This window comes from Streptomyces sp. ISL-98, assembly GCF_018614055.1.
In the GTDB taxonomy this organism is placed as follows: Bacteria; Actinomycetota; Actinomycetes; order Streptomycetales; family Streptomycetaceae; genus Streptomyces; species Streptomyces spiramyceticus.
This window is the reverse complement of the sequence record NZ_JAGGPB010000043.1, coordinates 182,213-204,733: the sequence shown is the minus strand read 5'-3', so window position 1 is coordinate 204,733 and position 22,521 is coordinate 182,213. Positions and strand designations below refer to the sequence as shown.

The 22,521-nt window shown below is 69.9% G+C and carries 23 protein-coding genes and 1 pseudogene; 2 read left to right on the top strand and 22 right to left on the bottom strand.

What is annotated here, in order from left to right; genetic code table 11:
* Nucleotides 1-126 precede the first annotated feature (126 nt).
* From pyrH to rpsB, 3 genes are all read right to left on the bottom strand, one after another.
* Nucleotides 127-906, bottom strand: a complete 780-nt coding sequence (gene pyrH / locus J7I98_RS28015; RefSeq protein WP_214927801.1) for a UMP kinase — start codon at nucleotides 904-906, stop codon at nucleotides 127-129.
* Nucleotides 907-1,064: 158 nt separating this feature from the next.
* The gene (gene tsf / locus J7I98_RS28010) at nucleotides 1,065-1,910 is read right to left on the bottom strand and encodes a translation elongation factor Ts (protein ID WP_214927800.1); all 846 of its coding nucleotides are present in this window, start codon (nucleotides 1,908-1,910) and stop codon (nucleotides 1,065-1,067) included.
* A gap of 101 nt (nucleotides 1,911-2,011) precedes the next feature.
* Nucleotides 2,012-2,932, bottom strand: coding sequence for a 30S ribosomal protein S2 (gene rpsB / locus J7I98_RS28005; RefSeq protein ID WP_214927799.1), 921 nt, complete (start codon nucleotides 2,930-2,932; stop codon nucleotides 2,012-2,014).
* A 278-nt stretch (nucleotides 2,933-3,210) separates the two neighbouring features.
* On the opposite strand from rpsB, the pseudogene J7I98_RS28000 reads away from it, so the two are divergent.
* A pseudogene (locus J7I98_RS28000) lies at nucleotides 3,211-3,624 on the top strand (peptidoglycan DD-metalloendopeptidase family protein); the annotation flags it as partial.
* 285 nt (nucleotides 3,625-3,909) lie between these two features.
* On the opposite strand, the gene J7I98_RS27995 reads toward J7I98_RS28000, so the two are convergent.
* From J7I98_RS27995 to J7I98_RS27915, 17 genes are all read right to left on the bottom strand, one after another.
* The gene (locus tag J7I98_RS27995) at nucleotides 3,910-4,467 is read right to left on the bottom strand and encodes a TetR/AcrR family transcriptional regulator (protein WP_214927868.1); all 558 of its coding nucleotides are present in this window, start codon (nucleotides 4,465-4,467) and stop codon (nucleotides 3,910-3,912) included.
* Nucleotides 4,468-4,561: 94 nt separating this feature from the next.
* On the bottom strand, nucleotides 4,562-5,398 hold the full coding sequence (whiG, locus tag J7I98_RS27990) for an RNA polymerase sigma factor WhiG (RefSeq protein WP_214927798.1): 837 nt from the start codon (nucleotides 5,396-5,398) through the stop codon (nucleotides 4,562-4,564).
* Nucleotides 5,399-5,640: 242 nt separating this feature from the next.
* On the bottom strand, nucleotides 5,641-6,756 hold the full coding sequence (gene dprA / locus J7I98_RS27985; protein WP_214927867.1) for a DNA-processing protein DprA: 1,116 nt from the start codon (nucleotides 6,754-6,756) through the stop codon (nucleotides 5,641-5,643).
* Nucleotides 6,757-6,904: 148 nt separating this feature from the next.
* Nucleotides 6,905-8,530 (bottom strand): YifB family Mg chelatase-like AAA ATPase, encoded by a 1,626-nt coding sequence (locus J7I98_RS27980; RefSeq protein WP_214927797.1) that lies wholly within the window; start codon nucleotides 8,528-8,530, stop codon nucleotides 6,905-6,907.
* Nucleotides 8,530-8,898 (bottom strand): YraN family protein, encoded by a 369-nt coding sequence (locus tag J7I98_RS27975; RefSeq protein ID WP_214927796.1) that lies wholly within the window; start codon nucleotides 8,896-8,898, stop codon nucleotides 8,530-8,532. The genes J7I98_RS27980 and J7I98_RS27975 overlap by 1 nt, the downstream gene beginning before the upstream one ends.
* Before the next feature lie 83 nt (nucleotides 8,899-8,981).
* Entirely contained in the window at nucleotides 8,982-9,290 is a 309-nt protein-coding gene (locus J7I98_RS27970; protein WP_003965949.1) for a DUF2469 domain-containing protein, read from the bottom strand.
* Nucleotides 9,291-9,345: 55 nt separating this feature from the next.
* Nucleotides 9,346-9,840 carry an NUDIX hydrolase gene (locus J7I98_RS27965; RefSeq protein WP_308377970.1) on the bottom strand — a complete coding sequence of 165 codons (495 nt, stop codon included), beginning with the start codon at nucleotides 9,838-9,840 and terminating at the stop codon, nucleotides 9,346-9,348.
* A gap of 73 nt (nucleotides 9,841-9,913) precedes the next feature.
* A complete protein-coding gene (lepB, locus tag J7I98_RS27960) occupies nucleotides 9,914-10,645 on the bottom strand; it encodes a signal peptidase I (RefSeq protein WP_214927795.1) in 732 nt (243 codons plus the stop codon).
* Between the two features lie 51 nt (nucleotides 10,646-10,696).
* Nucleotides 10,697-11,629 carry a signal peptidase I gene (gene lepB, locus J7I98_RS27955; RefSeq protein WP_214927865.1) on the bottom strand — a complete coding sequence of 311 codons (933 nt, stop codon included), beginning with the start codon at nucleotides 11,627-11,629 and terminating at the stop codon, nucleotides 10,697-10,699.
* A complete protein-coding gene (gene lepB, locus J7I98_RS27950) occupies nucleotides 11,556-12,605 on the bottom strand; it encodes a signal peptidase I (RefSeq protein ID WP_214927794.1) in 1,050 nt (349 codons plus the stop codon). The genes lepB (J7I98_RS27955) and lepB (J7I98_RS27950) overlap by 74 nt, the downstream gene beginning before the upstream one ends.
* Nucleotides 12,598-13,359 carry a signal peptidase I gene (lepB, locus tag J7I98_RS27945; protein ID WP_214927793.1) on the bottom strand — a complete coding sequence of 254 codons (762 nt, stop codon included), beginning with the start codon at nucleotides 13,357-13,359 and terminating at the stop codon, nucleotides 12,598-12,600. Before lepB (J7I98_RS27945) ends, lepB (J7I98_RS27950) begins: the two co-directional genes overlap by 8 nt.
* Nucleotides 13,360-13,404: 45 nt before the next feature.
* Nucleotides 13,405-13,755, bottom strand: a complete 351-nt coding sequence (rplS, locus tag J7I98_RS27940; protein WP_214927792.1) for a 50S ribosomal protein L19 — start codon at nucleotides 13,753-13,755, stop codon at nucleotides 13,405-13,407.
* 130 nt (nucleotides 13,756-13,885) lie between these two features.
* Nucleotides 13,886-14,707: a tRNA (guanosine(37)-N1)-methyltransferase TrmD gene (trmD, locus tag J7I98_RS27935; RefSeq protein ID WP_214927791.1), complete on the bottom strand. Its 822-nt coding sequence runs from the start codon at nucleotides 14,705-14,707 to the stop codon at nucleotides 13,886-13,888.
* Nucleotides 14,704-15,258 (bottom strand): ribosome maturation factor RimM, encoded by a 555-nt coding sequence (rimM, locus tag J7I98_RS27930; protein WP_214927790.1) that lies wholly within the window; start codon nucleotides 15,256-15,258, stop codon nucleotides 14,704-14,706. The genes trmD and rimM overlap by 4 nt, the downstream gene beginning before the upstream one ends.
* A gap of 116 nt (nucleotides 15,259-15,374) precedes the next feature.
* Nucleotides 15,375-15,614 (bottom strand): RNA-binding protein, encoded by a 240-nt coding sequence (locus J7I98_RS27925; RefSeq protein WP_003980229.1) that lies wholly within the window; start codon nucleotides 15,612-15,614, stop codon nucleotides 15,375-15,377.
* Nucleotides 15,615-15,616: 2 nt separating this feature from the next.
* Complete coding sequence (gene rpsP, locus J7I98_RS27920) at nucleotides 15,617-16,060, bottom strand: 30S ribosomal protein S16 (RefSeq protein ID WP_214927789.1); 444 nt, start codon at nucleotides 16,058-16,060, stop codon at nucleotides 15,617-15,619.
* Nucleotides 16,061-16,275: 215 nt separating this feature from the next.
* A complete protein-coding gene (locus J7I98_RS27915) occupies nucleotides 16,276-16,869 on the bottom strand; it encodes a hypothetical protein (RefSeq protein ID WP_214927788.1) in 594 nt (197 codons plus the stop codon).
* Nucleotides 16,870-17,407: 538 nt separating this feature from the next.
* Between J7I98_RS27915 and J7I98_RS27910 the strand changes: the two genes are divergently transcribed.
* Nucleotides 17,408-18,283, top strand: a complete 876-nt coding sequence (locus tag J7I98_RS27910; RefSeq protein ID WP_214927787.1) for an SAM-dependent methyltransferase — start codon at nucleotides 17,408-17,410, stop codon at nucleotides 18,281-18,283.
* 73 nt (nucleotides 18,284-18,356) lie between these two features.
* On the opposite strand, the gene ffh is transcribed toward J7I98_RS27910, so the two are convergent.
* Both ffh and J7I98_RS27900 read right to left on the bottom strand, forming a co-directional pair.
* A complete protein-coding gene (gene ffh, locus J7I98_RS27905; protein WP_214927786.1) occupies nucleotides 18,357-19,907 on the bottom strand; it encodes a signal recognition particle protein in 1,551 nt (516 codons plus the stop codon).
* 91 nt (nucleotides 19,908-19,998) lie between these two features.
* Nucleotides 19,999-22,485, bottom strand: a complete 2,487-nt coding sequence (locus tag J7I98_RS27900) for a [protein-PII] uridylyltransferase (RefSeq protein ID WP_214927785.1) — start codon at nucleotides 22,483-22,485, stop codon at nucleotides 19,999-20,001.
* Nucleotides 22,486-22,521 lie beyond the last annotated feature (36 nt).

Below are 22,521 nucleotides of genomic sequence, written 5' to 3'. Positions count from 1 at the left end.
ACTGCTCCTGCATGTCTTGAGTGGGCCCGGAACTCAGCATTCAGGCCCGGAGTAACCCGCGTCTAGTCCTGCACGGTGTCCGACCGGCAGGGCTTTGTCTATCCCCTCATAGGGGCGTCACCCGGATCAGGTCCGGGTGCCCTGCGCACTCACGAGGGTGCCGATCTTCTCACCCTTGACGGCGCGCGCGATATTGCCCTCGGCGAGCAGCTCGAAGACAAGGATCGGAAGCGCGTTGTCGCGGCAGAGGGTAATGGCAGTGGCGTCGGCGACCTTGAGGTCGCGGGAGAGCACCTCGCCGTACTCCAGCGCGTCGAACTTCACCGCGTCCGGGTTCTTCTTGGGGTCGGAGTCGTAGACCCCGTCCACGCCGTTCTTGCCCATGAGCAGGGCTTCGGCGTCGATCTCCAGGGCGCGCTGTGCCGCGGTGGTGTCCGTCGAGAAGTAGGGCATGCCCATACCGGCGCCGAAGATGACGACGCGGCCCTTCTCCAGGTGGCGTACGGCGCGCAGCGGGATGTACGGCTCCGCGACCTGGCCCATGGTGATGGCGGTCTGGACGCGGGAGTCGATGCCTTCCTTCTCCAGGAAGTCCTGGAGGGCGAGGCAGTTCATGACCGTACCGAGCATGCCCATGTAGTCGGAGCGCGCCCGGTCCATGCCGCGCTGCTGGAGCTCCGCGCCACGGAAGAAGTTGCCGCCGCCGATGACGACGGCGATCTCGGCACCGTCGCGTACGACCGCTGCGATCTCTCGCGCCATGGCGTGCACGACGTCGGGGTCGACGCCGAGCCCCCCACCGCCGGCGAACGCCTCGCCGGACAGCTTCAGCATGAAGCGGCCGCTCTTCTTGCCGTTGTCGATCTTGTCGTCGGCAGACTGTTTGGCGTCCGCGCCCTGTTTCATGGAGATCTCCTCGTGCACATACGAAGAAGGCCATTGCCGGTGGGTCCTTGCGGTTCCCTCTGCGGCAATGGCCTCCTCGTCAGATCTGCGGTCGTCCGGCGCGCACGCGGACGACTGCGTCAGACCCTATCGGGGTCTTAGGTCGATCGCGTACGGACTCAGCCGCCGACGCGGATGCGCGAGAAGCGCTTCAGCGTGACGCCGGCCTCGTCCAGAACCTTCTGGACGGACTTCTTGTTGTCCTTGGCGAACGGCTGCTCCAGCACGACGACGTCCTTGAAGAAGCCGTTGACACGGCCTTCGACGATCTTCGGCAGAGCCGCCTCGGGCTTGCCCTCCTCGCGGGAGGTGGCCTCGGCGACACGACGCTCGTTCTCGACCGTCTCGGCCGGGACCTCGTCGCGGTTCAGGTACTTCGGCGAGAACGCGGTGATGTGCTGAGCAACATCCTTCGCGATCGCTGCGGACTCGTCGGTCGCCTTGTCCAGCTCGACCAGGACGCCGACCTGCGGCGGGAGGTCGGGCATGGTGCGGTGCATGTACGCAGCGACGTAACCGCCGGTGAACTGCGCGAAGCGGTCCAGGACGATCTTCTCGCCGAGGTTGGCGTTGGCCTCGTCGACGTACGCCTGGACGGTCTTGCCGGGCTCGATCTCGGACGCGAGCAGCGTCTCGACATCGGCCGGGGACGTCTTCGCGACGTGGGCGGCGAGCGTGTTGGCGACGGCCTGGAACTTGTCACCCTTGGCGACGAAGTCCGTCTCGCACTTCAGCTCGAGCAGGACGCCGGAGGTCTTGTCCTCGGAGATGAGGGAGACGACGGCACCGTTCTCGGCAGAACGGCCTTCGCGCTTGGCGACGCCCTTCTGACCCTTGATACGAAGGGCCTCTACGGCCTTGTCGACGTTGCCGTCGGCCTCGTCGAGCGCCTTCTTGCAGTCCATCATGCCGGCGCCGGTGAGCTCGCGGAGCTTCTTGACGTCCGCGGCGGTGTAGTTCGCCATGATCTGTGAATCTCTCTCGAAGTCGAAGCGAAGATCTACGGGTGGCGGCGGGGGCGGGCGCTCGTCGCGCCCTCCCCCGCCGTCTTCAACCGTGACGGGTGTCAGGCCTGCTCGGCCTCGGCGGCCGGGGCAGCGGCCTCGGCCGGAGCGGCCTCGTCGGCCTTCTCGGCGTCGGCGACCTTCTCGGTCTCGGCGGAGGTCTGCACCTCGGCGTCGGCGGCCGGGGCGGCCTCCTCAGCCTTCTTGTCGCCCTCGAGCAGGTCGCGCTCCCACTCGGCGAGCGGCTCGGCGGCGGCCTTCTCGCCCGGCTTCTGGTCGCCGGTCGCAGCGCCGGAACGGGCGATGAGGCCCTCGGCGACGGCGTCGGCGATCACACGGGTGAGCAGCGTGACGGAGCGGATCGCGTCGTCGTTGCCCGGGATCTTGTAGTCGACCTCGTCGGGGTCGCAGTTGGTGTCGAGGATGGCGACGACCGGGATGTGGAGCTTGCGCGCCTCACCGACGGCGATGTGCTCCTTCTTGGTGTCGACGATCCAGACGGCGCTGGGAACCTTCGACATCTCGCGGATACCACCGAGGGTCTTCTCCAGCTTGGTCTTCTCGCGCGAGAGGACCAGGAGCTCCTTCTTGGTGAGGCCGGACGCGGCCACATCCTCGAAGTCGATCGCCTCAAGCTCCTTCAGACGCTGAAGGCGCTTGTAGACGGTGGAGAAGTTGGTCAGCATGCCGCCGAGCCAACGCTGGTTGACGTACGGCATACCAACGCGCGTCGCCTGCTCGGCGATGGCCTCCTGGGCCTGCTTCTTGGTACCGACGAACATGATGGAGCCGCCGTGGGCAACAGTCTGCTTGACGAACTCGTAGGCGCGGTCGATGTACGACAGCGACTGGAGAAGGTCGATGATGTAGATGCCGTTGCGCTCCGTGAAGATGAAACGCTTCATCTTCGGATTCCAACGACGGGTCTGGTGACCGAAGTGGACGCCGCTTTCCAGCAGCTCCCGCATCGTGACGACGGCCATGGCCGTACTCCTTGAGTTACTCGGTTGCCGCGACCGCAGGATTGCTGCCGCGCCTGACGCCCCGGTGCGCCGTGCCCACAAGGGACCGAGCGGCGCGGCCACCGATTGCGAAGTGACTGGTGGCGGGGCGTGCGAAGTCGACCCGGTGACCCGGATCGCCACAAGAAGTGTACGGGACCTGGGCAGTGCCGGGTGACGGCGCTGTCCACAACCGGTCGGTGGTCCACAGATACGGACCATGATCCCCAAGAATCCGTCCGTCGCGCCACGGTTTCCCCATGCGACGAACGACTGTGCTGGTGCCGATGATCGTGGCCGCGCTGCTCGGCCTGCTCCTGCCCACTGCCCTGTGCGTCCCGACGGCAGCCGCTGCCGGAATCCCGGACGGGGCCTGGCCCGTGGGCGACCGGCCGCCGGTCGTACGGGGCTGGGAGCCGCCCCCGTCTGCGTACGCCCCGGGGCACCGGGGCGTGGATCTGGCTGCCGCCCGGGGTGACGCCGTACGGGCGGCGGCCTCCGGCCGGGTCTCCTTCGCGGGCCAGGTCGCGGGACGCGGGACGCTGTCCATTGCCCTGGCCGGTACGGGGGAACCGCCTCTGCGGACGACGTACGAACCGGTGCGGGCGCTGGTCGCGAAGGGGGACGAGGTCAGAGCCGGGCAGGTCGTGGCTGTACTGGAGGGCGGCCGGTCCCACTGCGCTGCGGGCTGTCTGCACTGGGGACTGCGCAGAGGCGCGGTCTACCTCGATCCGCTGACGCTGCTCCCACCCGACCTGCTGCACCGGAGCCCGCCGCGCCTGCTTCCGGTGTTCGGCGTCCCGGCGGGGCCGCCACCTGCCGCACCCTCCGCCGCCGCCGTATCTGCTGCGCCTGATGCGGCGGGTACGGGCGACGGTCTCCACGCGGCGGGCCTGGCGCTGGCAGCGCTGTGGGCCCATCGCAGGACGAGGCGCGGTGGCCGAAGGGGACGGGCCGGATCAGCCCTGGACGCCGTGCAGTGCCATCGCTACCGCCGAGTCCGCGATCACGTCCGGCGCTTCGGCCGCACCGAGCTCGATGCGCCGGACCGCCGCGTCGACCACACCTTGCAGCATCATCGCCGCGAGCCTGGGCTGTTCATGGCCCAGTTCGCCGAGCGCCTCGACGATCATCGTGACCAGACCGCCGTGGGCGGCGCGGATCTTCTCGCGCGCACCGGCGTCGAGCTCGCTCGCGGAGATCGCGACAACGGCGCGGTGCCGCCGGTCGCCGACCAGCAGCAGTTGCGCGCGTACATACGCCTCGACCTTGCCTGCCGGGGTGTCCGCCCGGTCCATCGCGCTCTCGACCTCGGCCGCCCAGACGGGGAAGTCGACGGCGCACAGCTCTTCGACGACGGCGGCGCGCGATCGGAAGTACTCATACACGGACGACCGGGCGAGGCCTGTGCGCTCAGCGAGGGCGGGGAAGGTCAGCGCCTCCGTACCGCCTTCGGACAGCAGGGAGCGGGCGGCGTCCAGCAGGGCGCCGCGCTGCATCGTCCGGTGCTCGGCCACCGAGGCCGCTCGAATCCTTGGCACGGTCCTACTGTACGGATGAGGCGCCGTTATGACGACGTGATGTGGAAGGCAGGCACGATTCGGGACGGCCTCAGCGGCCGGCGTCGGCCAGCTTGGCCCGCAGCTGGAGCACCGACTTGGTGTGGATCTGGCTGACCCGGCTCTCCGTCACACCCAGCACATTGCCGATCTCGGCGAGAGTGAGGCCTTCGTAGTAGTAGAGCGTGACCACGGTCTTCTCCCGGTCGGGGAGAGTGTTGATGGCGCGGGCGAGCAGCCTTCGCAGCTCCCGGTCCTCGGCGACCTCGACCGGGTCGTCGGCGGCGGTGTCCTCCAGGGTGTCCATGAGGCTCAGCCGGTCGCCGCCCTCGCCCCCGGCGTGCAGCAGCTCTTCGAGGGCGACCACGTTCGCCAGGGACAACTGGCTGAAAACTGCGTGCAGTTCCTCCAGGACGATGCCCATCTCCGAGGCGACTTCGCTCTCGGACGGCGTACGGCGCAGCTGCGCCTCCAGCGTCGCGTAGGCACGCTCGACGGCCTTGGCCTTCTGCCGCACCGAGCGCGGGATCCAGTCCAGGGCACGCAGCTCGTCGATCATCGCGCCGCGGATGCGCGTGATCGCGTACGTCTCGAACTTGATGGACCGCTCGATGTCGAACTTCTCAATGGCGTCGATGAGCCCGAAGACCCCGGAGGAGACGAAGTCGGCCTGTTCGACATTGGGCGGCAACCCGACGCTCACCCGACCGGCGACGTACTTCACCAGCGGCGAGTAGTGCAGGATCAGCTGCTCCCGCAGCCGCTCGTCGCCCGTGGCCTTGTACGAACGCCACAACTCGTCGAGCGACGAGGGTGCGGCGGGCCGCACACTGCCGCGGGCGGCGTGTGGCACTGCCGCGCGGTCAGACCCGGAGGTGTGCTGGGGCATGCGTTGCCTTGAGCCGTTCTGCTGTGACGTGCGGGGAATCGTGCATCTGGGCGGGAAACCTCGTGAGCGTAGCGTGACTGGAGCGTCGCAGTCCGCGCAGGATATGGGATTGCCCCCTTCCAGATGAACGCCCTGGGGCACATCCCACCGCCGGGGCCGTCACCGCGCGGGACAGCCCCGGAGGGGATGCCGGGCGGGCTGTGGAAGTCATCGCCATCACCCTTTCACCCGAATGCCGCTGGTCAAGTACCGCCTCGCCGCGCGTCGGCAGGGCGCCCGGCGCCGGGGGTCAACTGCCAGCCGTCACCCTCCCGTTCAACGAACCCCAAGGAGTGCAGTTCGTACAACTTGCCGAGCGCGTCGTCAGGTGTCGTCCCCGCGCCGCGAGCGACGCGGCGCGCGTTGACGCGCCCCCTCGCCGGCAGTGCCTCGAGCACCTGCGCGGCCACCGGGTCGAGCAGGTCCTTGGGCAGTACGGGCCCCCGGCGCGCCGGGGCCAGATCGCCGATGTCCCCGACCAGCTCCGCGACTTCCGCGGCGTCGGTGACCAGGACACCCTCACCCCTCAGAAGTTCATGCACGCCCGCCGAGAGCCCGCTGGTGACGGGGCCCGGCACGCCCATCGTGAAGCGTCCGAGCTTTTGCGCACTGCGGGCGGTGACCAGCGACCCGCTGCGGTACTCCGCCTCGACCACGACGGTGCCCCTGGTGAGAGCGGCGATCACCCGGTTCCTGAGGATGAACCGGCTGGGGGTGGGATGGCCGCCCGGTGGCAACTCTCCGATGACCAGCCCCTGTTCCGCGATACGTCCGATCAACTCGGCGTGCCCGCGCGGATAGACGACGTCAACGCCGCAGGCCAGCACCGCCACGGTGGCCCCGCCCGCCCCCAGCACCCCGCGATGGGCGGCGCCGTCGATCCCGAACGCGGCCCCCGACACAACGACCCAGCCGCGCTCCGCGAGCCCGGCGCCCAGGGACGCCGCCATGTGCGCCCCGTACGACGTGCATGCCCTGGCCCCGACGACGGCCACGGACCGCAGCGCCCACATCCGCAGATTCGGCCGCCCGCGCACCCACAGCCCGACCGGCCTGCCGTCGCCCAGGTCGTCGAGCTGCCCGGGCCACTCCTGATCGCCGGGGCAGACGAAGCGCCCCCCGACCGCAGCCACGGCGGCCAGGTCCCGCGCGGGATCGGCGGCCGCCGCCCGTATCCGGTAGCCGGCCAGCCGCTTCTCCGTTACGCCGGTCAAGGTCCGGGCCGCCTCGTCGGGGTCGGCCGAGGTGAGCCTGCGCATCAGTTCCACGCCGCCGCACTCGCGCAGCCATCGGCCGCCCACTTCGTCCCCCGGCTCCATGACCCGGGTCAGTGCGGCCCTGGCCAGCCGCTCGTGCTCCCGCGCTTCCCCGTTCACCGCACGCCTCCCCAGCCGCGCGGCGCGGACGCAAATGCCCCTTGCCTCATGACCCAGCACCTCATGGCACGGCGCTTCATGGCCCGGCGCTTCATGGCCGGGCTCCGATCAGTGCCGGTGCGCCTCGGGCGATGCCGGTGCGGAGCTCAAGGGCCAGGTCGACGTGGCGGGCGTCGGGCCGGTCGCGGCCGGCCAGGTCCGCGACGGTCCAGGCCACGCGCAGCACCCGGTCGAGGCCGCGGGCCGTCAGCAGCCCCCGTTCCATGTCCCGCTCGGCGGCGCCGAGGGCTCCGGGCGCGGGCTGCCAGCGAGTACGCAGCTCATGGCCCGGCACTTCGCTGTTCGTCGTCCACGGGGTTCCTTCCAGCCGCGCCGCCGCCCGCTCCCTCGCTTCCCGCACGCGTCCCGCGACCGCCGCCGTCGACTCGCCGCGCCCGCCCTGCCCCAAAAGGTCGGCGCGCTGCACCGGTTCGACCCCGACCCGCAGGTCCACCCGGTCCAGCAGTGGCCCGGAGAGCCGCGCCTGGTACCTGCGGATCGCCGACGGCGGGCATTCGCACCCCGCGCCGTGCAGCGTGTGCCGTCCGCACGGACACGGATTGGCCGCCAGAACCATCAGGAACCGCGCGGGCAGCCGCACCACCCCCGCACTGCGCGCCACCACCACATATCCCGACTCAAGAGGCTGCCGGAGCGAGTCCAGGGCCCGCCCGCTGAACTCGGGCGCCTCGTCCAGAAAGAGAATCCCGCGATGCGCGAGCGAAACGGCCCCCGGCCTAGGCAGCCCGTTACCCCCGCCCACCAGTGACTGCATCGTCGCCGAGTGGTGCGGTGCGCAGTACGGCGCGGTCCTGACCAGTGGCTCGCCCGGCGGCAGGATGCCTGCCACCGAGTGCACCGCCGTGACCTCCAGCGACTCCTGCCTGGTCAGCGGCGGCAGGATCGCGGGCATCCGCTCGGCCAGCATCGTCTTCCCGGCCCCTGGCGGGCCGTGCAGCAGAAGATGGTGGTTGCCGGCCGCCGCGACCTCCAGGGCCGTCCGAGCCGCCTGCTGCCCCGCGACATCCGCGAGGTCCGGCCCGTCACCCTCACCTCCGCGGTCACCGACGGCCAGCCCGGTGCCCGCCCCGGCACCCGGCAGCATGAGCCCGGAGAGCATGGCGTCGGGCCGGCCCTCCCCCGCCCGCTCCTCGTCCGGCACCTCGGAACCCGTCAGCACAGCGATGAGCTGCCGCAGACTCCGTACGCCCAGGATCGACACCCCGGGCACCAGGGCGGCCTCCGCCGCCGTCTGTTCCGGTACGACGACCTGGCTGTACCCGGCTTCGGCCGCGGCCAGGACAGCGGGCAGGATCCCCCGGACCGGCCGGACCCTGCCGTCGAGTCCCAGCTCCCCGATCATCACCAGGTCGGCGATCGCCTTGGGGTCAATACGCTCCGCCGCCCCAAGGACAGCCACGGCGACTGCAAGATCAAAACCGCTGCCGCTTTTGGGTACGGAGGCCGGGCTGAGCCCCACAGTGAGCTTTTTCTGCGGCCAGTCCGCGCCGGAGTTCACCACCGCCGCCCGCACCCGGTCCCGGCTCTCGATCAGGCTCTTGTCGGGCAGCCCCACCAGCGCGAAAGTGGCCACTCCCGGCTCCAGATCGGCCTGGACCTCCACCACCACACCCTCGACGCCGACCAGCGCCACCGAGCACGTACGCGCGAACCCCATCACGCCACCCCCCGCGCATGCTCGACGACGGGCGCCCCGCGCCGGGGCAGCACCACCCCTACGAGGTCGATACGCACCCCGCCCGGCGGCGGCCCGCCATGTTCGTGCACCCAGCGCTCGGCGAGGCGGCGCAGCCGCTCGGCCTTGATGGACCTGACCGCCTGCATCGGGTGCTCGAACGGTCCCGCTCTGCGGGTCTTGACCTCGCAGATGACCAGCGCGTCGCCGTCCCTGGCGACGATGTCGATCTCCCCTGCGCGGCAGCGCCAGTTGCGCTCCAGGACGGTCATGCCGCCCTCGGTGAGCCTGCGTGCCGCCAGCTCCTCGCCGTACCGGCCGAGTGCTCCTGTTGCGTTCTTCGCGTTCATCCGGTTCCACCTCCGGAACCGAATGTGCCGCGAACCCCGTCAGCTAGTGGATCTTGGTGGACAACGCGTCAGTTGTGGAAAACTCAGCCACCCGGAAGTTCGAGATCGCTCTTGTTGAGCTCCTCGATATTCACGTCCTTGAACGTGAGGACCCGCACCTGCTTGACGAATCTGGCCGGCCGGTACATGTCCCAGACCCAGGCGTCCGCCATGGAGACTTCGAAGAAAACCTCGCCCTGTACCGAGTGCACCTGCATCTCGTAGTCGTTGGTGAGGTAGAAACGCCGCTCGGTCTCGATCACGTATTTGAACAGACCGACGACATCGCGGTACTCCCGGTAGAGCTTCAGCTCCATCTCGGTCTCGTACTTCTCGAGGTCCTCGGCGCTCATGGCATGTTCCCCTTCAGCCTTGCGTCCCCCTATTGTGCGCCAGCCCCGTGCGCCCCTATGCGACTTCCGGGGCCAAGACAATCGGCGTACTCGGAGGACCCTCGTCGAGCAGCGTACGCAGCAGCCCGGCGAGCTTGATGGGGTACACCGTCTCACGCGTCGCGGACAGTTCGGCGGAGGTCCACCACCTCAGCCCCGCAACGCTCCGCTGCTCCAGGCCGGTGAGTCCGTCCATGAAGGTCTCGGTCTGTGCGGTGCGGCCCAGGTAGAACCATTCGTCCTGTTCCCAGCGCCGCCCGTCGAACAGGAACGAGCAGGTCCGCTGCCAGACCACAGGCCCGAGCTCGACCTCTGTGATTCCCGTCTCCTCGGCGAGCTCGCGCAGCGCGGCCTGCTCCCGCGTCTCGTCGCCCTCAAGGCCGCCACCCGGGGTGAACCACCAGGTGAGCGCCGGCTCGTCCGGCTCGTACCCGTGCATCAGCAGGACGCGGTCGTCCGGGTCGAGCAGGATCACCCGCGCGACCTTCCGCAGCGGCGCTCCCCCGGTCACCTCGCCTGTCACGGCACTCGTCACGTCTCCCGTCGTACCACCGGTCACGTCACCCGTCGTACCACGAGTCACGTCACCGTCCACCCGTGCTCACCTTCCTGCGCCTGACCCGCTGCGCGACCGGCCCGTACGCCGCTCCACCGAAGATCAGCACCACGCCCGCCACCACCGAGCCCAGTACCAGAGCGACCGGTCCCGGAGCCGAGACCCCGCCCGGCAGCGCCGCGAAGGTCCCCGGCCGGTCGATCATCCCGCCCAGCGGCCAGGCGACGGCGTCCACGCGCGCGTCCACCTTGCCCACCGGAACCGTTCCCTTTGCCGCATCCGCGATGTGCCCCCGCGAGTCCACCGACGTACGCCGCTCGTCACCGAGCAGGAAGAGGTGGCCCTCGGGCACCTCGGACGTGAAGGGAGTGGTCGACGCCGGCTCCCCGTCCTGCAGATACGGTTCTTCGATGGGCTTGCCGTTGAGGGTGAGCCGGTCCTGCTTGTCACAGCAGACGATCTTGTCGCCGCCGATCGCGACCACGCGCTTGACCATCGGCAGATTGCCCCACACCGCGTCGGTGAAGACGACGACGTCTCCGCGCCGCACCTGGCTGCCGTCAATTCGCTGCGCGAGCACCCGGTCCCCCGCCTTGATCGACGGGGTCATCGAATCGGTGGGCACGGTGTACGGCTTGTACTCCACCGCTCCCCAGGCGAAGCCGCCGAGGAAGAGCACACAGCCGACGGCCACGGCCAGCCCGGACAATGCGTTGCCGAGCCGACCGCGGCCGTCTTCTGTACGTCCTGTTCCGCTCATCGCAGCGTCCCCCACCTCGGAGATCGATAAATCGCTGGTCCGAGCGGCACCCTACCCGGCGGTACGCCCGCCGGTCAGCCTTCGCCTGCGCCAGATCACCAGCGGCACCGCGCCCGCGAGCCCCAGCGCCCCCGGTGCGGCGGACGTCGCCACCGCAGCGGCGTTCAGCCCTGCCTGGTCGAAGGTGTCGGGAACCGGCAGCGTCGACCAGCGGTCGAGCGGCCACGCCACCACGACGGCCCGCCCGACGACCTCGTCGTTCGAGACGGTGCCCTCGCCCGGCAGCTCCTGGTGGTAGCGGGAGTCCAGGGAGTTCTGGCGGTGGTCGCCCATGACCCAGATCCGGCCGTCCGGCACCTTGAGCGGACCGAACGGCTCGTCGTTGCACGGGGTGTCACCGGGGAAGATGTACGACTTCTCGTCGAGCGCCTTGCCGTTGACCGTGACCGGGCCGTTCTTCTTGCACTCGACGGTGTCCCCGCCGACCGCGATGACCCGCTTGATCAGGTCCTTCTCCTCGGCGGACGGCATCAGGCCGATGAAGCTGAGGAACTTCTGCACGACGTTCGGGTCCGGCGTCACGGTGTTCTCCAGCCAGCCGCCCGGATCGTGGAACACCACGACCTCGCCGCGCTCGGGCTCCGAGCCGAACCACGGCGTCAGCTTGTCCACCAGCACCCGGTCGCCCCGCTGCAGCGTGTTCTGCATCGAGTCGGACGGGATGGAGAACGCCTGCACCAGGAACGTCTTGATCAGCAGCGCGAGCAGCAGCGCGATGCCGATCAGCAGCGGCAGTTCCTTCCAGAACGAACGCGGCTTCTTCCCACCGGCGTCGGCCTCTCCAGCACTGCTGTCACCGCCACTGCCGTCGCTGTTCTCGCCGTTGCTGCTGTTCTCCACGTTCCGCACGTCATCTTTCACGGCTGCGGGTGACTCCGGTCGTTCCTCGGGCTCGTTGCGTTCGGATCGTGCGCCGACCGCCAAATCCCCCACATCCACTCCTCACTCCGTGCCATGGCCCGCGCCAGAGCTGACGCAGACCCACCACTCCCATAACGAGCGGGAGTTCCGCAGGGGTCGGGAGCCGGATCATCGCGTTCGGATCCTGGGACGACACCCTATTCGACGGGCCGGGCGCCGCCGTCGCCCCGCCGCGCGGATCAGGGACCGTTGCGTACGTATCGGGCTCCTCCAGCTTCCGCCAGTGGCTGAACGGCCACGCGATGACGACGGCTCGCCCGACGACCTCGTCCTCCGAGACGGTGCCCTCGAACTTCTCGTCCAGGTGGAAACGGGAGTCGGCCGAATTCGACCGGTGGTCTCCCATCACAAAGAGCCGCCCGGCAGGCACCTTCACATCGAATTCCAGCTTCGACGGACGGTCGCCCGGATTCAGATACGGCTCCGCGAGCGGTACGCCGTTGACCGTGACCCGGCCGTCCTTGTCGCAGCACTTCACGGTGTCGCCACCGACCGCGACGACCCGCTTGATCAGGTCCTGCTCGTCCTCGGACGGCAGCAGTCCGATGAACGTGAGGCCTTCCTTGATCTGCTTGACGACCACAGGGTCGTCCTTGACGCTGGTGTTCTCGTCCTGCAGCCAGCCGCCCGGGTCCTTGAAGACCACCACGTCACCGCGCTGCGGCCGCGATCCGAACCACGGCGTCAGCTTGTCCACCAGCACCCGGTCGCCGATACGGATCGTCTGCTCCATCGAGCCCGACGGGATCACGAAGGCCTGCACCAGGAAGGTCTTGAGCACCAGGGCGATGAGCAGCGCCACGGTTATGAGGATCGGTATCTCTTTTACGGCCGACCTGCGCCGCCGCCGCTTCACTCTGCGCGCCAGCTTCCGCCGGTCAGCCCGGCCCGGCAGCGCCGGCCCGCTCGTGGGGCGCGTACCCGTGGGCAGCCGGGTGTCCGCACGGTGGCTCGCCCGTGCCCGTCCGCGGTTACCCATGGGACCCGACCGGCCCCGGCGCGGTGACGCGCCCGAACGCGTCGGGCCGCTCCAGTGACGACCAGCGGCCCACCGGCCAGCCGATCCAGTCCGCCCGCCCGACGACCTTCCCGACGGGCACCATGCCACCGCCGGGCTCCCCCAGGTGATCGCGGGAGTCACGGGAGTGCGACCTGTGGTCGCCCATGACCCACAGCGTGCCCTGAGAAACGACGATGTCGAACGGGACTCGTGACGGGGCATCGCCCGGATACAGGTACGTCTCGTCGACCGGCCGGCCGTTCACCTCGACCCTCCCCCGCTTGTCGCAGCACACGACGCGGTCGCCCCCCACGCCCACCACGCGCTTGATGTAGTCGGTCTCGGCGGGCTCGGCCAGTCCAACGGCCGCGGCCGCCCACCGCACCAGCCCAGTGACCGGATTACCGGCGGGCTCCTCGCGTACGAAGGACCCTGTGCCGTCGAAGACGACAACATCACCGCGCTGCGGCACGGAATCGAAACGGTACGCCAACTTGTTGACGAGCACCCGGTCCCCGACCCGGAGCGTGGGCTCCATCGAGCCGCTGGGGATCAGGAAGGGCTGCATCACGAAGGTGCTGAACAGCAGCAGAAAAGCCGCGCACGCAGTGCCGAGCAGAGCCGGCCTGCGCCACGGGGCGTCGAGAAAACGCGCGGAGCGCGACCCCTCTCCCTCCCCTGTATCAGGGTCGGAAGAGCGGTCGCGCTCCGTGACGTGTGCTTCGGTGTCCATCGGGACGTGAGCCTATCCGGCCGGTCCCGGGCGCCGAATGCGCGATCAGTTGTCGCGCTTCTCCTTGATCTTCGCGGCCTTGCCGCGCAGCTCACGGAGGAAGTACAGCTTCGCGCGACGGACGTCACCGCGGGAGATGAGCTCGATCTTCTCGAAGATCGGGCTGTGCACCGGGAAGGTGCGCTCGACGCCGACGGAGAAGGAGACCTTGCGGACCGTGAAGGTCTCGCGGACGCCCGCGCCCTGGCGGCGGATGACTACGCCCTTGAACTGCTGCACACGGGAGCGGTTGCCCTCGATGACGCGAACGTGGACGTTCACGGTGTCACCGGGACGGAAGGCGGGGACGTCGGTGCGCAGCGATGCGGCGTCGACAGAGTCGAGCAGGTTGGACATGTTGGTCTGCTTCCTCGCCGATGCCACAGGTCATCGGCGGAACGTTAAGAGAGAATTCGGGGTGCTGTCCGCGTCGGGCGGGCGTCGTTCCCCCTGTGGCAGGGGCGCACGCCGGACGTACAGCAGCGGCCTATTCTTCCACGGCCTCGGGGTTACGCCCAAATCGGCCGTCGGGTCCCGGCCGCCAGCCGAGGATGCTGAGCATCTCGCGGTCCTTCTTGTCGAAGGCGGCGGGATCGCATCGCTCGATCAGGTCCGGCCTGTTGGCGGTCGTACGGCGGAACGCCTCGTCCCGCCGCCACCGCGCGATCTTCCCGTGGTGCCCGCTGAGCAGGACGTCCGGGATGCCGCGGCCGCGCCACTCGGGCGGCTTGGTGTAGACGGGGCCTTCGAGGAGGTTGGCCATCGCGCCGGGCGCGAAGGAGTCGTCGCGGTGCGATTCGACGTTGCCGAGCACACCGGGCAGCAGCCGGGCCACGGCCTCCGTGACGACCAGTACGGCGGCCTCGCCGCCCGCCAGGACGTAGTCCCCGATGGACACCTCGTACACGGGCATCCGGGTGGCGTACTCGTCGATGACGCGGCGGTCGATGCCTTCGTACCTGGCAGGCGTGAAGACCAGCCAGGGGCGCTCGGACAGCTCGACCGCGAGTTCCTGAGTGAAAGGGCGGCCGCTGGGCGTGGGCACGACCAGGACGGGGCCGTGTGCGTCGCTCTCGTAGCCGTCCGCTATGACGTCGTCGAGGGCGGCGCCCCACGGCTCGGTCTTCATGACCATGCCGGGCCCGCCGCCGTAGGGGGTGTCGTCGACCGTGTTGTGCCGGTCGTACGTCCAGTCCCTGAGGTTGTGCACCTGGACGTCGAGCTGCCCGCGCGCGCGGGCCTTGCCGACGAGTGAAACGTTCAGCGGTTCCAGGTACTCGGGGAAGATCGTGACGACATCGAGCCTCATGCGTCGTCGCCCTCGTCCCTCGACGACACGACCTCCGCCTCGCTGTCGTCGATCAGGCCGGGCGGCGGCGTGATGACGGCGCGCTGCTCCTCGAGATCGATCTCGGCGACGATCTCCTCGACGAAGGGGATCATCACCTCACTGCCGTCGGGCCGCTTCACGATGAACAGGTCCTGCGAGGGCAGGTGGGTGATCTCGGCGATCCGGCCGATCTCGGTGCCGTCGGCCAGGACGACGTCGAGGTCCATCAGCTGGTGGTCGTAGAACTCCTCGGGGTCCTCCGGGGTGTCCTGCGGGTCGACCTCGGCGATGAGGAGCGTATTGCGCAGCGCCTCGGCGGCCGTACGGTCCTTGACGCCCTCGAAGCGCAGCAGGAGCCGGCCGCTGTGCACCCGGCCGGTCTCGATGGTCAGCGGCCCGGCGGAGGCGGGGTCGGTGGCGAGTACGGCGCCGGGCCCGAGCCGCAGCTCCGGCTCGTCCGTACGTACCTCAACGGTGACCTCGCCCTTGATCCCGTGGGCGCGGCCGATCCGCGCGACTACGAGCTGCACGTGAACTTCTCCTGTCGTGTGCCTTCGGCATCACTTCGTATACGACTACGGGCCGGGAAGGGCCCTGGAGCCCTCCCCGGCCCGAGCCGGCGTATCTAGGTAAAACAACCAACTTGTCAGCGAACCTGATCCACGTCGACGAGGTCGACCCGGATGCCACGGCCGCCGATGGCGCCCACGACGGTACGCAGTGCGCGTGCGGTGCGGCCGTTGCGGCCGATCACCTTGCCGAGGTCGTCGGGGTGGACCCGGACCTCGAGCACGCGACCACGGCGCAGGGTGCGCGATGCCACCTGCACATCATCGGGGTTGTCGACGATGCCCTTCACGAGGTGCTCGAGAGCCTCCTCGAGCATGCTCAGGCCTCGGTCGACTCGGTGGACGCGACCTCAGCCTCGTCCGCCTTCTTGTCGGCCTTCTTCGCCTTCTGGGTGATCGCCTCGCCCTTGGACTCGTCGCCACCCTCGAGGCCCTTGGCGAACGCGTCGAACGCGGCACGCTTGTCGGCCTTCGGCTCCGGCTGGAGCAGCGGGGCCGGGGCCGGAAGGCCCTTGTGCGCCTGCCAGTCGCCGGTGAGCTTCAGGATGGCCATGACCGGCTCGGTCGGCTGGGCGCCGACGGACAGCCAGTACTGCGCACGCTCCGAGTTGACCTCGATGCGCGACGGGTTCTGCACCGGGTGGTACAGACCGATCTCCTCGATGGCCCGGCCGTCACGGCGGGTACGGGAGTCGGCGACGACGATGCGGTAGTGAGGCGAACGGATCTTGCCCAGACGCTTCAGCTTGATCTTGACTGCCACTGGAGTGGTGTCTCCTGGTCTTGACGTGGTTGGGCACAACGAAGATGCCACGTGGGGTTGCGGTACTCGGGTGCCCGATGGACGCGTCAGCCGGAGGCGAGAGGGTTCCTATGCGGCTGTCGAGTACAGCTAGCCATTGTGCCACACACCTAGGGCGCGGCATCACCCGACCAGCACCGCTCGCACGGGGGTGGGGAGCGGTGTCGAGGGAACGGTCAGCTCGCTGCGGCCACCACTTCCGGGATACGGAACGGCTTGCCGCAGCCACCGCACACAATCGGGGCCTGGGCCAGGACCGACGGGACGACCCGGACATTGCGTCCACAGTCGCAGACCGCCTTGACCCGCACCCCGCCGCCGGACGAGCCGTGCCGGGCGGCAGGCCCGCGGAAGCTCCGCTTGGTGTCGGCGGCGGTGGCGACCGTGTGGGCCTTGAGGGCCCGCTGCAGCCGCTCGATCGTCGGCCGGTAGCGCCGCTTCGCCTCGGGGTTGAGCAGGACCAGCGAGAAGCCACTGCTGGGGTGCGGCTCCTCCGGATGGTCGAGGCCCATCTCCTCGGCGATCGCGAGGAATCTGCGGTTGTGGTAGCGGCCGGCGCGCGAGGTGTCACGGACACCCCGCGCGGCGGCGATGCCATGGACTGCCTCGTGCAGCAGTCGTTCGAAGGAGAGCTCCGCGCCGCAGGCGGACGAGGACTCTCCGATCAGGGACTCGGGCGCGGCTAGATCTGGCAGCTCGGGGTGGTACCGCTGAATGTCGGCCCACGCCTGCGCCAGCTCTGCGGCGAGAACAGGTGGTGTCGTGCTCACGTCGTGACAACGAGCCGGGGTGCCCCGGTGTTCCTATTCCGGGCCATCCCAAATAATTTGCACGTACCAGTCAGTTGCCGTTGATGCGTCCTGACGAGGGCGGGTGCGCTGATCTGCGGAGGACACGCCCAGCTCGCACCAACCCGGTACGTACCAGCGCGTACGCCCCAGCGCGTAGACAACCCCCGCACGCCGGGGCGTCAGGCGCTCCGGGGGCGCCAGTTGCGCGCCTGGCGCTGCCTAATACCCCAATTGGGTGCACGCCGCGATGGCGACAGTACCCGGGGCAGCTGGGGCATCCGGAACTGGCCCGTCAGCGGCTGCCGTGGCGGGAACGCCGCTTCGGCAGCACTCTGGATGATGGATCCACGCCGGACGCGGGGGCGCAGGGCGGGGGCACACAAGCATTGCCATACGACCTCTGGACTTGGGGGCGGATGAGCAGTTCCCTGGCTTACGGGGGGGAGCACGAGCGCACGCACACGGGGGACGTCAATCAGGACACAGAATGACCTCTCGGCGGATTGGGGCGCTTTCGATGACACCTACGCTCGTACAGCACCACCCGAACACGGCCTCCGCGCCGGCGGCGGACGCCGGTGCACGCGCTCGTGACTGGGCCGAGATTCAGGAACGGATGCTGGTGCCGCTCTACGAATCGGTGTATGAGCGGCTCGAGGTAGGCCCCGACACCCGGCTGCTCGGCCTCGGCTGCGGCTCCGGCCTCGCCCTGCTGATCGCGGCGGCGCGAGGCGCCCGCGTGACAGGCGTCGAAGCCGACACCGAACGAGTCGCGCTGGCCCGCGAGCGGCTGCTCCCGGACGCGGCCGCCCGGGGCGGCGCATCGGGGGGCGGGCCCGAGGCGTCCAGGCGCCTGTTCGCCGGAGCCACCGCGGCGGTGTGCGAGCCCAGCGCTCCGGCGTACAACCTGGTGACGGCCTTCGAGCCGCTGGGCTGCGCGGCCGGCGACTCGGAAGGAATCGCGTCGGCGCTCGAAGGCGCCGTACCGCTCGCGGAACGCGGCAGCCCCGTGGTCATCGCCGGTTGGGGCCCGCCCGAGCGCTGCGCCACCTCCTCGGTGCTGCGGGTCGCGTCCCGGCTGACCGAGACGCTGCGCGCCCCCCACAGCGGCCGCTGGCGTCCCGCGCTCAGGGACGACCTGGAGGACGTGGCCTCGCGGGCCGGGCTGAAGCCCGACGGCTCGGGGCGCGTCTCGTGCCCCTTCGGCTACGCCGACATGGAGAGCGCCGTACGCGGGCTGCTGTCGACCGGGCTGTTCGACTCGGCCGTACGGGCAACGGATCCGGCGCAGGTCGAGAAGGAACTCACCGAGGCGCTCCATCCCCATCTGCGCTCCGACGGGACGGTCTGGATGTCGAACGTCTTCCGGTACCTGATAGCGCGTACGCCGTGATCTGACCCCGTAAGCAACGTGGGCGCCCGCTCAATGAAGGAGGGGCGCCCACGGCGCGTACGGACAGCGGGCGTCAGCCCATGAACTTCTTGAACTCGTCGGGCAGTTCGAAGTCCTGCGGGACCTGGCCGCCCGGCAGCCCCAGCGCGGCGCCCGGCTGACCGGCCTGCTCGCGGCGCTCGGCGGCGGCCTGCTCCTCGAGCTTGCGCTTCATCGGGTTGCCGCTCTTGCGCTTGCCCTTGGCCTGCTTCTGCTGCTTCTTCTGACGGCCGGGGCCGCCACCCATGCCGGGAATCCCGGGCATGCCCGGCATCCCGCCGCCCTGGGCCATCTTCGACATCATCTTGCGCGCCTCGAAGAACCGCTCCACCAGGTTCTTCACGGCGCTGACCTCGACACCCGAACCCTTGGCGACACGGGCCCGGCGCGAGCCGTTGATGATCGTCGGGTCCTGGCGCTCGGCGGGGGTCATCGACTTGATGATCGCGGCGGTACGGTCCACATCGCGCTCGTCGATGTTGTTGATCTGGTCCTTGATCTGTCCCATGCCGGGCATCATCCCGAGCAGCTTGGAGATGGAGCCCATCTTCCTGACCTGCTCCATCTGGGCCAGGAAGTCGTCGAGCGTGAACTCCTTCGGGCCCTTCGCCAGCTTGGCCGCCATCGCTTCGGCCTCTTGCTGGCTGAAGGTCTGCTCGGCCTTCTCGATGAGCGACAGCATGTCGCCCATGCCGAGGATGCGGGACGCCATGCGGTCCGGGTGGAACGCGTCGAAGTCGTCCAGCTTCTCGCCGTTGGAGGCGAACATGATCTGGCGGCCGGTCACCTGCGCGATGGACAGCGCCGCACCACCACGCGCGTCACCGTCGAGCTTGGACAGCACCACGCCGTCGAAGCCGACGCCGTCGCGGAACGCCTCGGCGGTGTTGACCGCGTCCTGACCGATCATCGCGTCGACGACGAACAGGACCTCGTCGGGGCTGACGGCGTCGCGGATGTCCGCGGCCTGCTGCATCAGCTCCTGGTCGATACCGAGGCGGCCCGCGGTGTCGACGATGACGATGTCGTGCAGCTTGTTCTTCGCGTACTCGATCGAGTCCTTGGCGACCTGGACCGGGTCGCCCACACCGTTGCCGGGCTGCGGGGCGTACACCGCGACACCTGCGCGCTCGGCGACGACGCTCAGCTGGTTGACGGCGTTGGGGCGCTGGAGGTCGCAGGCGACCAGGATCGGGGAGTGGCCCTGGCCCTTGAGCCAGAGGCCCAGCTTTCCGGCGAGGGTCGTCTTACCGGCACCCTGGAGACCCGCGAGCATGATCACGGTGGGCGGGTTCTTGGCGAACCGCAGACGGCGGGTCTCGCCACCGAGGATGCCGACGAGCTCCTCGTTGACGATCTTGATGACCTGCTGGGCCGGGTTCAGCGCCTGAGAGACCTCGACGCCGGTCGCGCGCTCCTTGACCTGCTTGATGAACGCACGGACGACGGGCAGCGCGACATCCGCTTCCAGCAGCGCGATACGGATCTCCCGCGCCGTGGCGTCGATGTCCGCCTCGGAAAGGCGGCCCTTGCCCCTGAGGTTCTTGAATGTCGCTGCGAGGCGGTCGGAAAGAGTATCGAACACGGCGGTCGCGAATCCTCGGGTCAGGGGACGGGTGGACAGAGATGACCCCCAGGGTATCTGTCCCTCTGCGGTGGGGTCTGCCCCCTGCTCCTTACCGGAGCGCACCCTCCAGCGCCCTGGCCACCTCCGTTGCCTCGATCTCCGGCAGCGGAGCCCCATCGGGCCCTGTGACGTAGAAAGCATCGACCGCGTTCGCGCCCAGCGTGCTGATGTGCGCACTGCGCACCCGTACGTCCGCGGCCTCCAGTGCGTGGCCGATGCGGTGGAGCAGGCCGGGGGCGTCCTGGGCGCGGACCTCGATCACCGTGGCCAGGCGTGAGCCCGCCGGGGCGACGGTCACCCGGGGCGGCGGAGCCTGGGCGCCCCGGCGGTGCGGATTCTTCTCGTACGCACGCTCCCGCTCCGCGAGGCGGGACGGGATGTCGAGGGAGCCGTCCAGGGCCCGTACGAGATCCGCGCGCAGCCGGGCGGCCTGGGGCAGTGAGCCGTACTCGGCCGCCACCCGCCAGTCGAGCAGCAGTACGTCGCCGGGCGTAGCCACGCCGTCGGCCACCGGGTGCGGGAGTTCGGCGGAGCGCAGTTCTGCCGTGCGTACGGTCAGCCGGTGCATCGCCAGTACGCCGGCCACGGCGGGGAGCACGCCGGGCTGGTCCGGTACGGCGATCAGCAGCTCGACGCCGAGCGGCTCGGGCTCGTCACCCGTCACGGCCGGGTGCCCTTCCGTCTGCGCACGCAGCGAGAGGACGGGTCCGCCGGTACGGAAGGCCTCGATGGCGAGGCGCTCCTGATCGGCGCTGGGGGCGGTGGGCTCGGGGGCGGCGGGCGCTTCGCCCGCGAGGACCGCGGCGACGCGTTTCACCAGGTCGGTGACGAGTGAGGCACGCCAGGTGCTCCAGGCGGCCGGTCCGGTGGCGAGGGCGTCGGCCTCGGTGAGGGCGTGCAGGAGTTCGAGGGTGCCGGTGGCTCCGACCGCGTCGGCCACGGCGCGGACCGTGGCCGGATCGTCCAGATCGCGGCGGGTGGCGGTCTCGATGAGGAGGAGGTGGTGGCGTACGAGTGTGGCGATCACAGCGACGTCGTGGCCGGAGAAGCCGATCCGGGTGGCGATGTCCCGGGCGATGATCTCGCCCGCCACGGAGTGGTCGCCGGGCCAGCCCTTGCCGAAGTCGTGCAGCAGGGCGGCGATCAGCAGCAGGTCGGGGCGGCCGACGCGGCGGGTCAGCGAGGAGGCCCGCACGGTGGCCTCGACGAGGTGCCTGTCGACGGTCCAGGTGTGTACGGGATTGCGCTGCGGACGGCAGCGCACCCGCTCCCAGTCCGGGAGCAGCTGGGTGATCAGCCCTTCGGCCTCCAGGGCCTCCCACACGCCGACGGTGGCCTCGCCCGCGCCGAGCAGCGTGATGAGTTCCTCGCGTGCCTCGGCGGGCCACGGGACGGGCAGCGGGCGCGCGGCCGTCGCCAGGTGCCGTACGGCGTGCAGCGAGATCGGCAGCCCGGACTGGGCTGCCGCAGCGGCGGCGCGCAGCGGGAGTACGGGGTCGCGCTCGGGCCGTGCGGTACGGGCGAGCACGACTTCGCCGTCCTGCTCGACGACGCCTTCCGCGAGGGGTGTGCGTTCGGGGGCGGGCTTGCTGCCGCCGAGCATGGCGCGCAGGCGGGGGCGGACCGACCGGGCGCGCAGGACCCGGTTGACCTCGCGCCAGGTGACGTCGCTGGCGTACGAGATGGTGCGCGCCGCTTCGTACACCTCGCGCAGCAGCGTGTCGGCATCCAGCAGCCCGAGTTCGGCGGCGACCTGGGTCTGCTCCTGGAGGGCGAGGCGGTCGGTGGCGCGGCCGGTGGTGAGGTGCAGTGCGTCGCGTACGTCGAGGAGTCGGCGCCGCGCCGCGTCGAGGCCCTCGCGCGGGGCGTCGGCGAGCCAGGAGGCGGCGACGGCGCGCAGGGCGGTGGCGTCGCGCAGGCCGCCGCGGGCTTCCTTGAGGTCGGGTTCCAGGAGGTACTGCAGCTCGCCCTGCCGTACGGCCCGTTCCTGGCACAGCTCGTGGAGTTCGGGCAGCCGTTTGGGGGCGAGGTTGCGCCAGTCCGCGAGGACGGCGGTGCGCAGCCCGGCGGTGACTCCGAGGTCGCCGGCGACATGGCGGGCGTCGAGCAGCCCGAGGTGGACCTTGAGGTCTTCGCCGGCGGTCTTGCGGGCCTCGGCGGGGGTACGTACGGAGTGGTCGAGCGCGAGGCCGAGGTCCCACACGGGGTACCAGAGGCGGTCGGCGAGTGCGGCGACGGCGCCCTTCTCTGGCTTGTTGGTGGGCTCGTCGTGCAGGAGCAGCAGGTCGAGGTCGCTGCGCGGCGACAGTTCGCCGCGGCCGTATCCGCCGACGGCGACGAGGGCGGCGCCGCGTACTCCGGTTTCGCGGGCGGCTGTGGTGAACAGCGCCTCCAGCCATTGGTCGGTCAGCTTCGCGAGTCCGGAACGGCGCGGCGGCCCGGACTGCGTCTTCTCCTGGAGAAGGCGCAGCCGGGCCGCCGCGTAGCCGCTGGGTCCCGAGTCGGACGGTTCGGTGGTCACTTCAACGCTCGTCACCCAGCAGCTCCCGTTTATGTGCTTCGTGCGTTCCGG

Bases quoted from the DNA above. Each gene is read 5' to 3' on its own strand.
- pyrH (WP_214927801.1), bottom strand. From the start codon at position 906: ATGAAACAGGGCGCGGACGCCAAACAGTCTGCCGACGACAAGATCGAC.
- tsf (WP_214927800.1), bottom strand. From the start codon at position 1,910: ATGGCGAACTACACCGCCGCGGACGTCAAGAAGCTCCGCGAGCTCACC.
- rpsB (WP_214927799.1), bottom strand. From the start codon at position 2,932: ATGGCCGTCGTCACGATGCGGGAGCTGCTGGAAAGCGGCGTCCACTTC.
- whiG (WP_214927798.1), bottom strand. From the start codon at position 5,398: ATGCCCCAGCACACCTCCGGGTCTGACCGCGCGGCAGTGCCACACGCC.
- dprA (WP_214927867.1), bottom strand. From the start codon at position 6,756: ATGGAGCCGGGGGACGAAGTGGGCGGCCGATGGCTGCGCGAGTGCGGC.
- J7I98_RS27980 (WP_214927797.1), bottom strand. From the start codon at position 8,530: ATGGGGTTCGCGCGTACGTGCTCGGTGGCGCTGGTCGGCGTCGAGGGT.
- J7I98_RS27975 (WP_214927796.1), bottom strand. From the start codon at position 8,898: ATGAACGCGAAGAACGCAACAGGAGCACTCGGCCGGTACGGCGAGGAG.
- J7I98_RS27970 (WP_003965949.1), bottom strand. From the start codon at position 9,290: ATGAGCGCCGAGGACCTCGAGAAGTACGAGACCGAGATGGAGCTGAAG.
- lepB (WP_214927795.1), bottom strand. From the start codon at position 10,645: ATGAGCGGAACAGGACGTACAGAAGACGGCCGCGGTCGGCTCGGCAAC.
- lepB (WP_214927794.1), bottom strand. From the start codon at position 12,605: ATGGGTAACCGCGGACGGGCACGGGCGAGCCACCGTGCGGACACCCGG.
- lepB (WP_214927793.1), bottom strand. From the start codon at position 13,359: ATGGACACCGAAGCACACGTCACGGAGCGCGACCGCTCTTCCGACCCT.
- rplS (WP_214927792.1), bottom strand. From the start codon at position 13,755: ATGTCCAACCTGCTCGACTCTGTCGACGCCGCATCGCTGCGCACCGAC.
- trmD (WP_214927791.1), bottom strand. From the start codon at position 14,707: ATGAGGCTCGATGTCGTCACGATCTTCCCCGAGTACCTGGAACCGCTG.
- J7I98_RS27925 (WP_003980229.1), bottom strand. From the start codon at position 15,614: ATGCTCGAGGAGGCTCTCGAGCACCTCGTGAAGGGCATCGTCGACAAC.
- J7I98_RS27910 (WP_214927787.1), top strand. From the start codon at position 17,408: ATGACACCTACGCTCGTACAGCACCACCCGAACACGGCCTCCGCGCCG.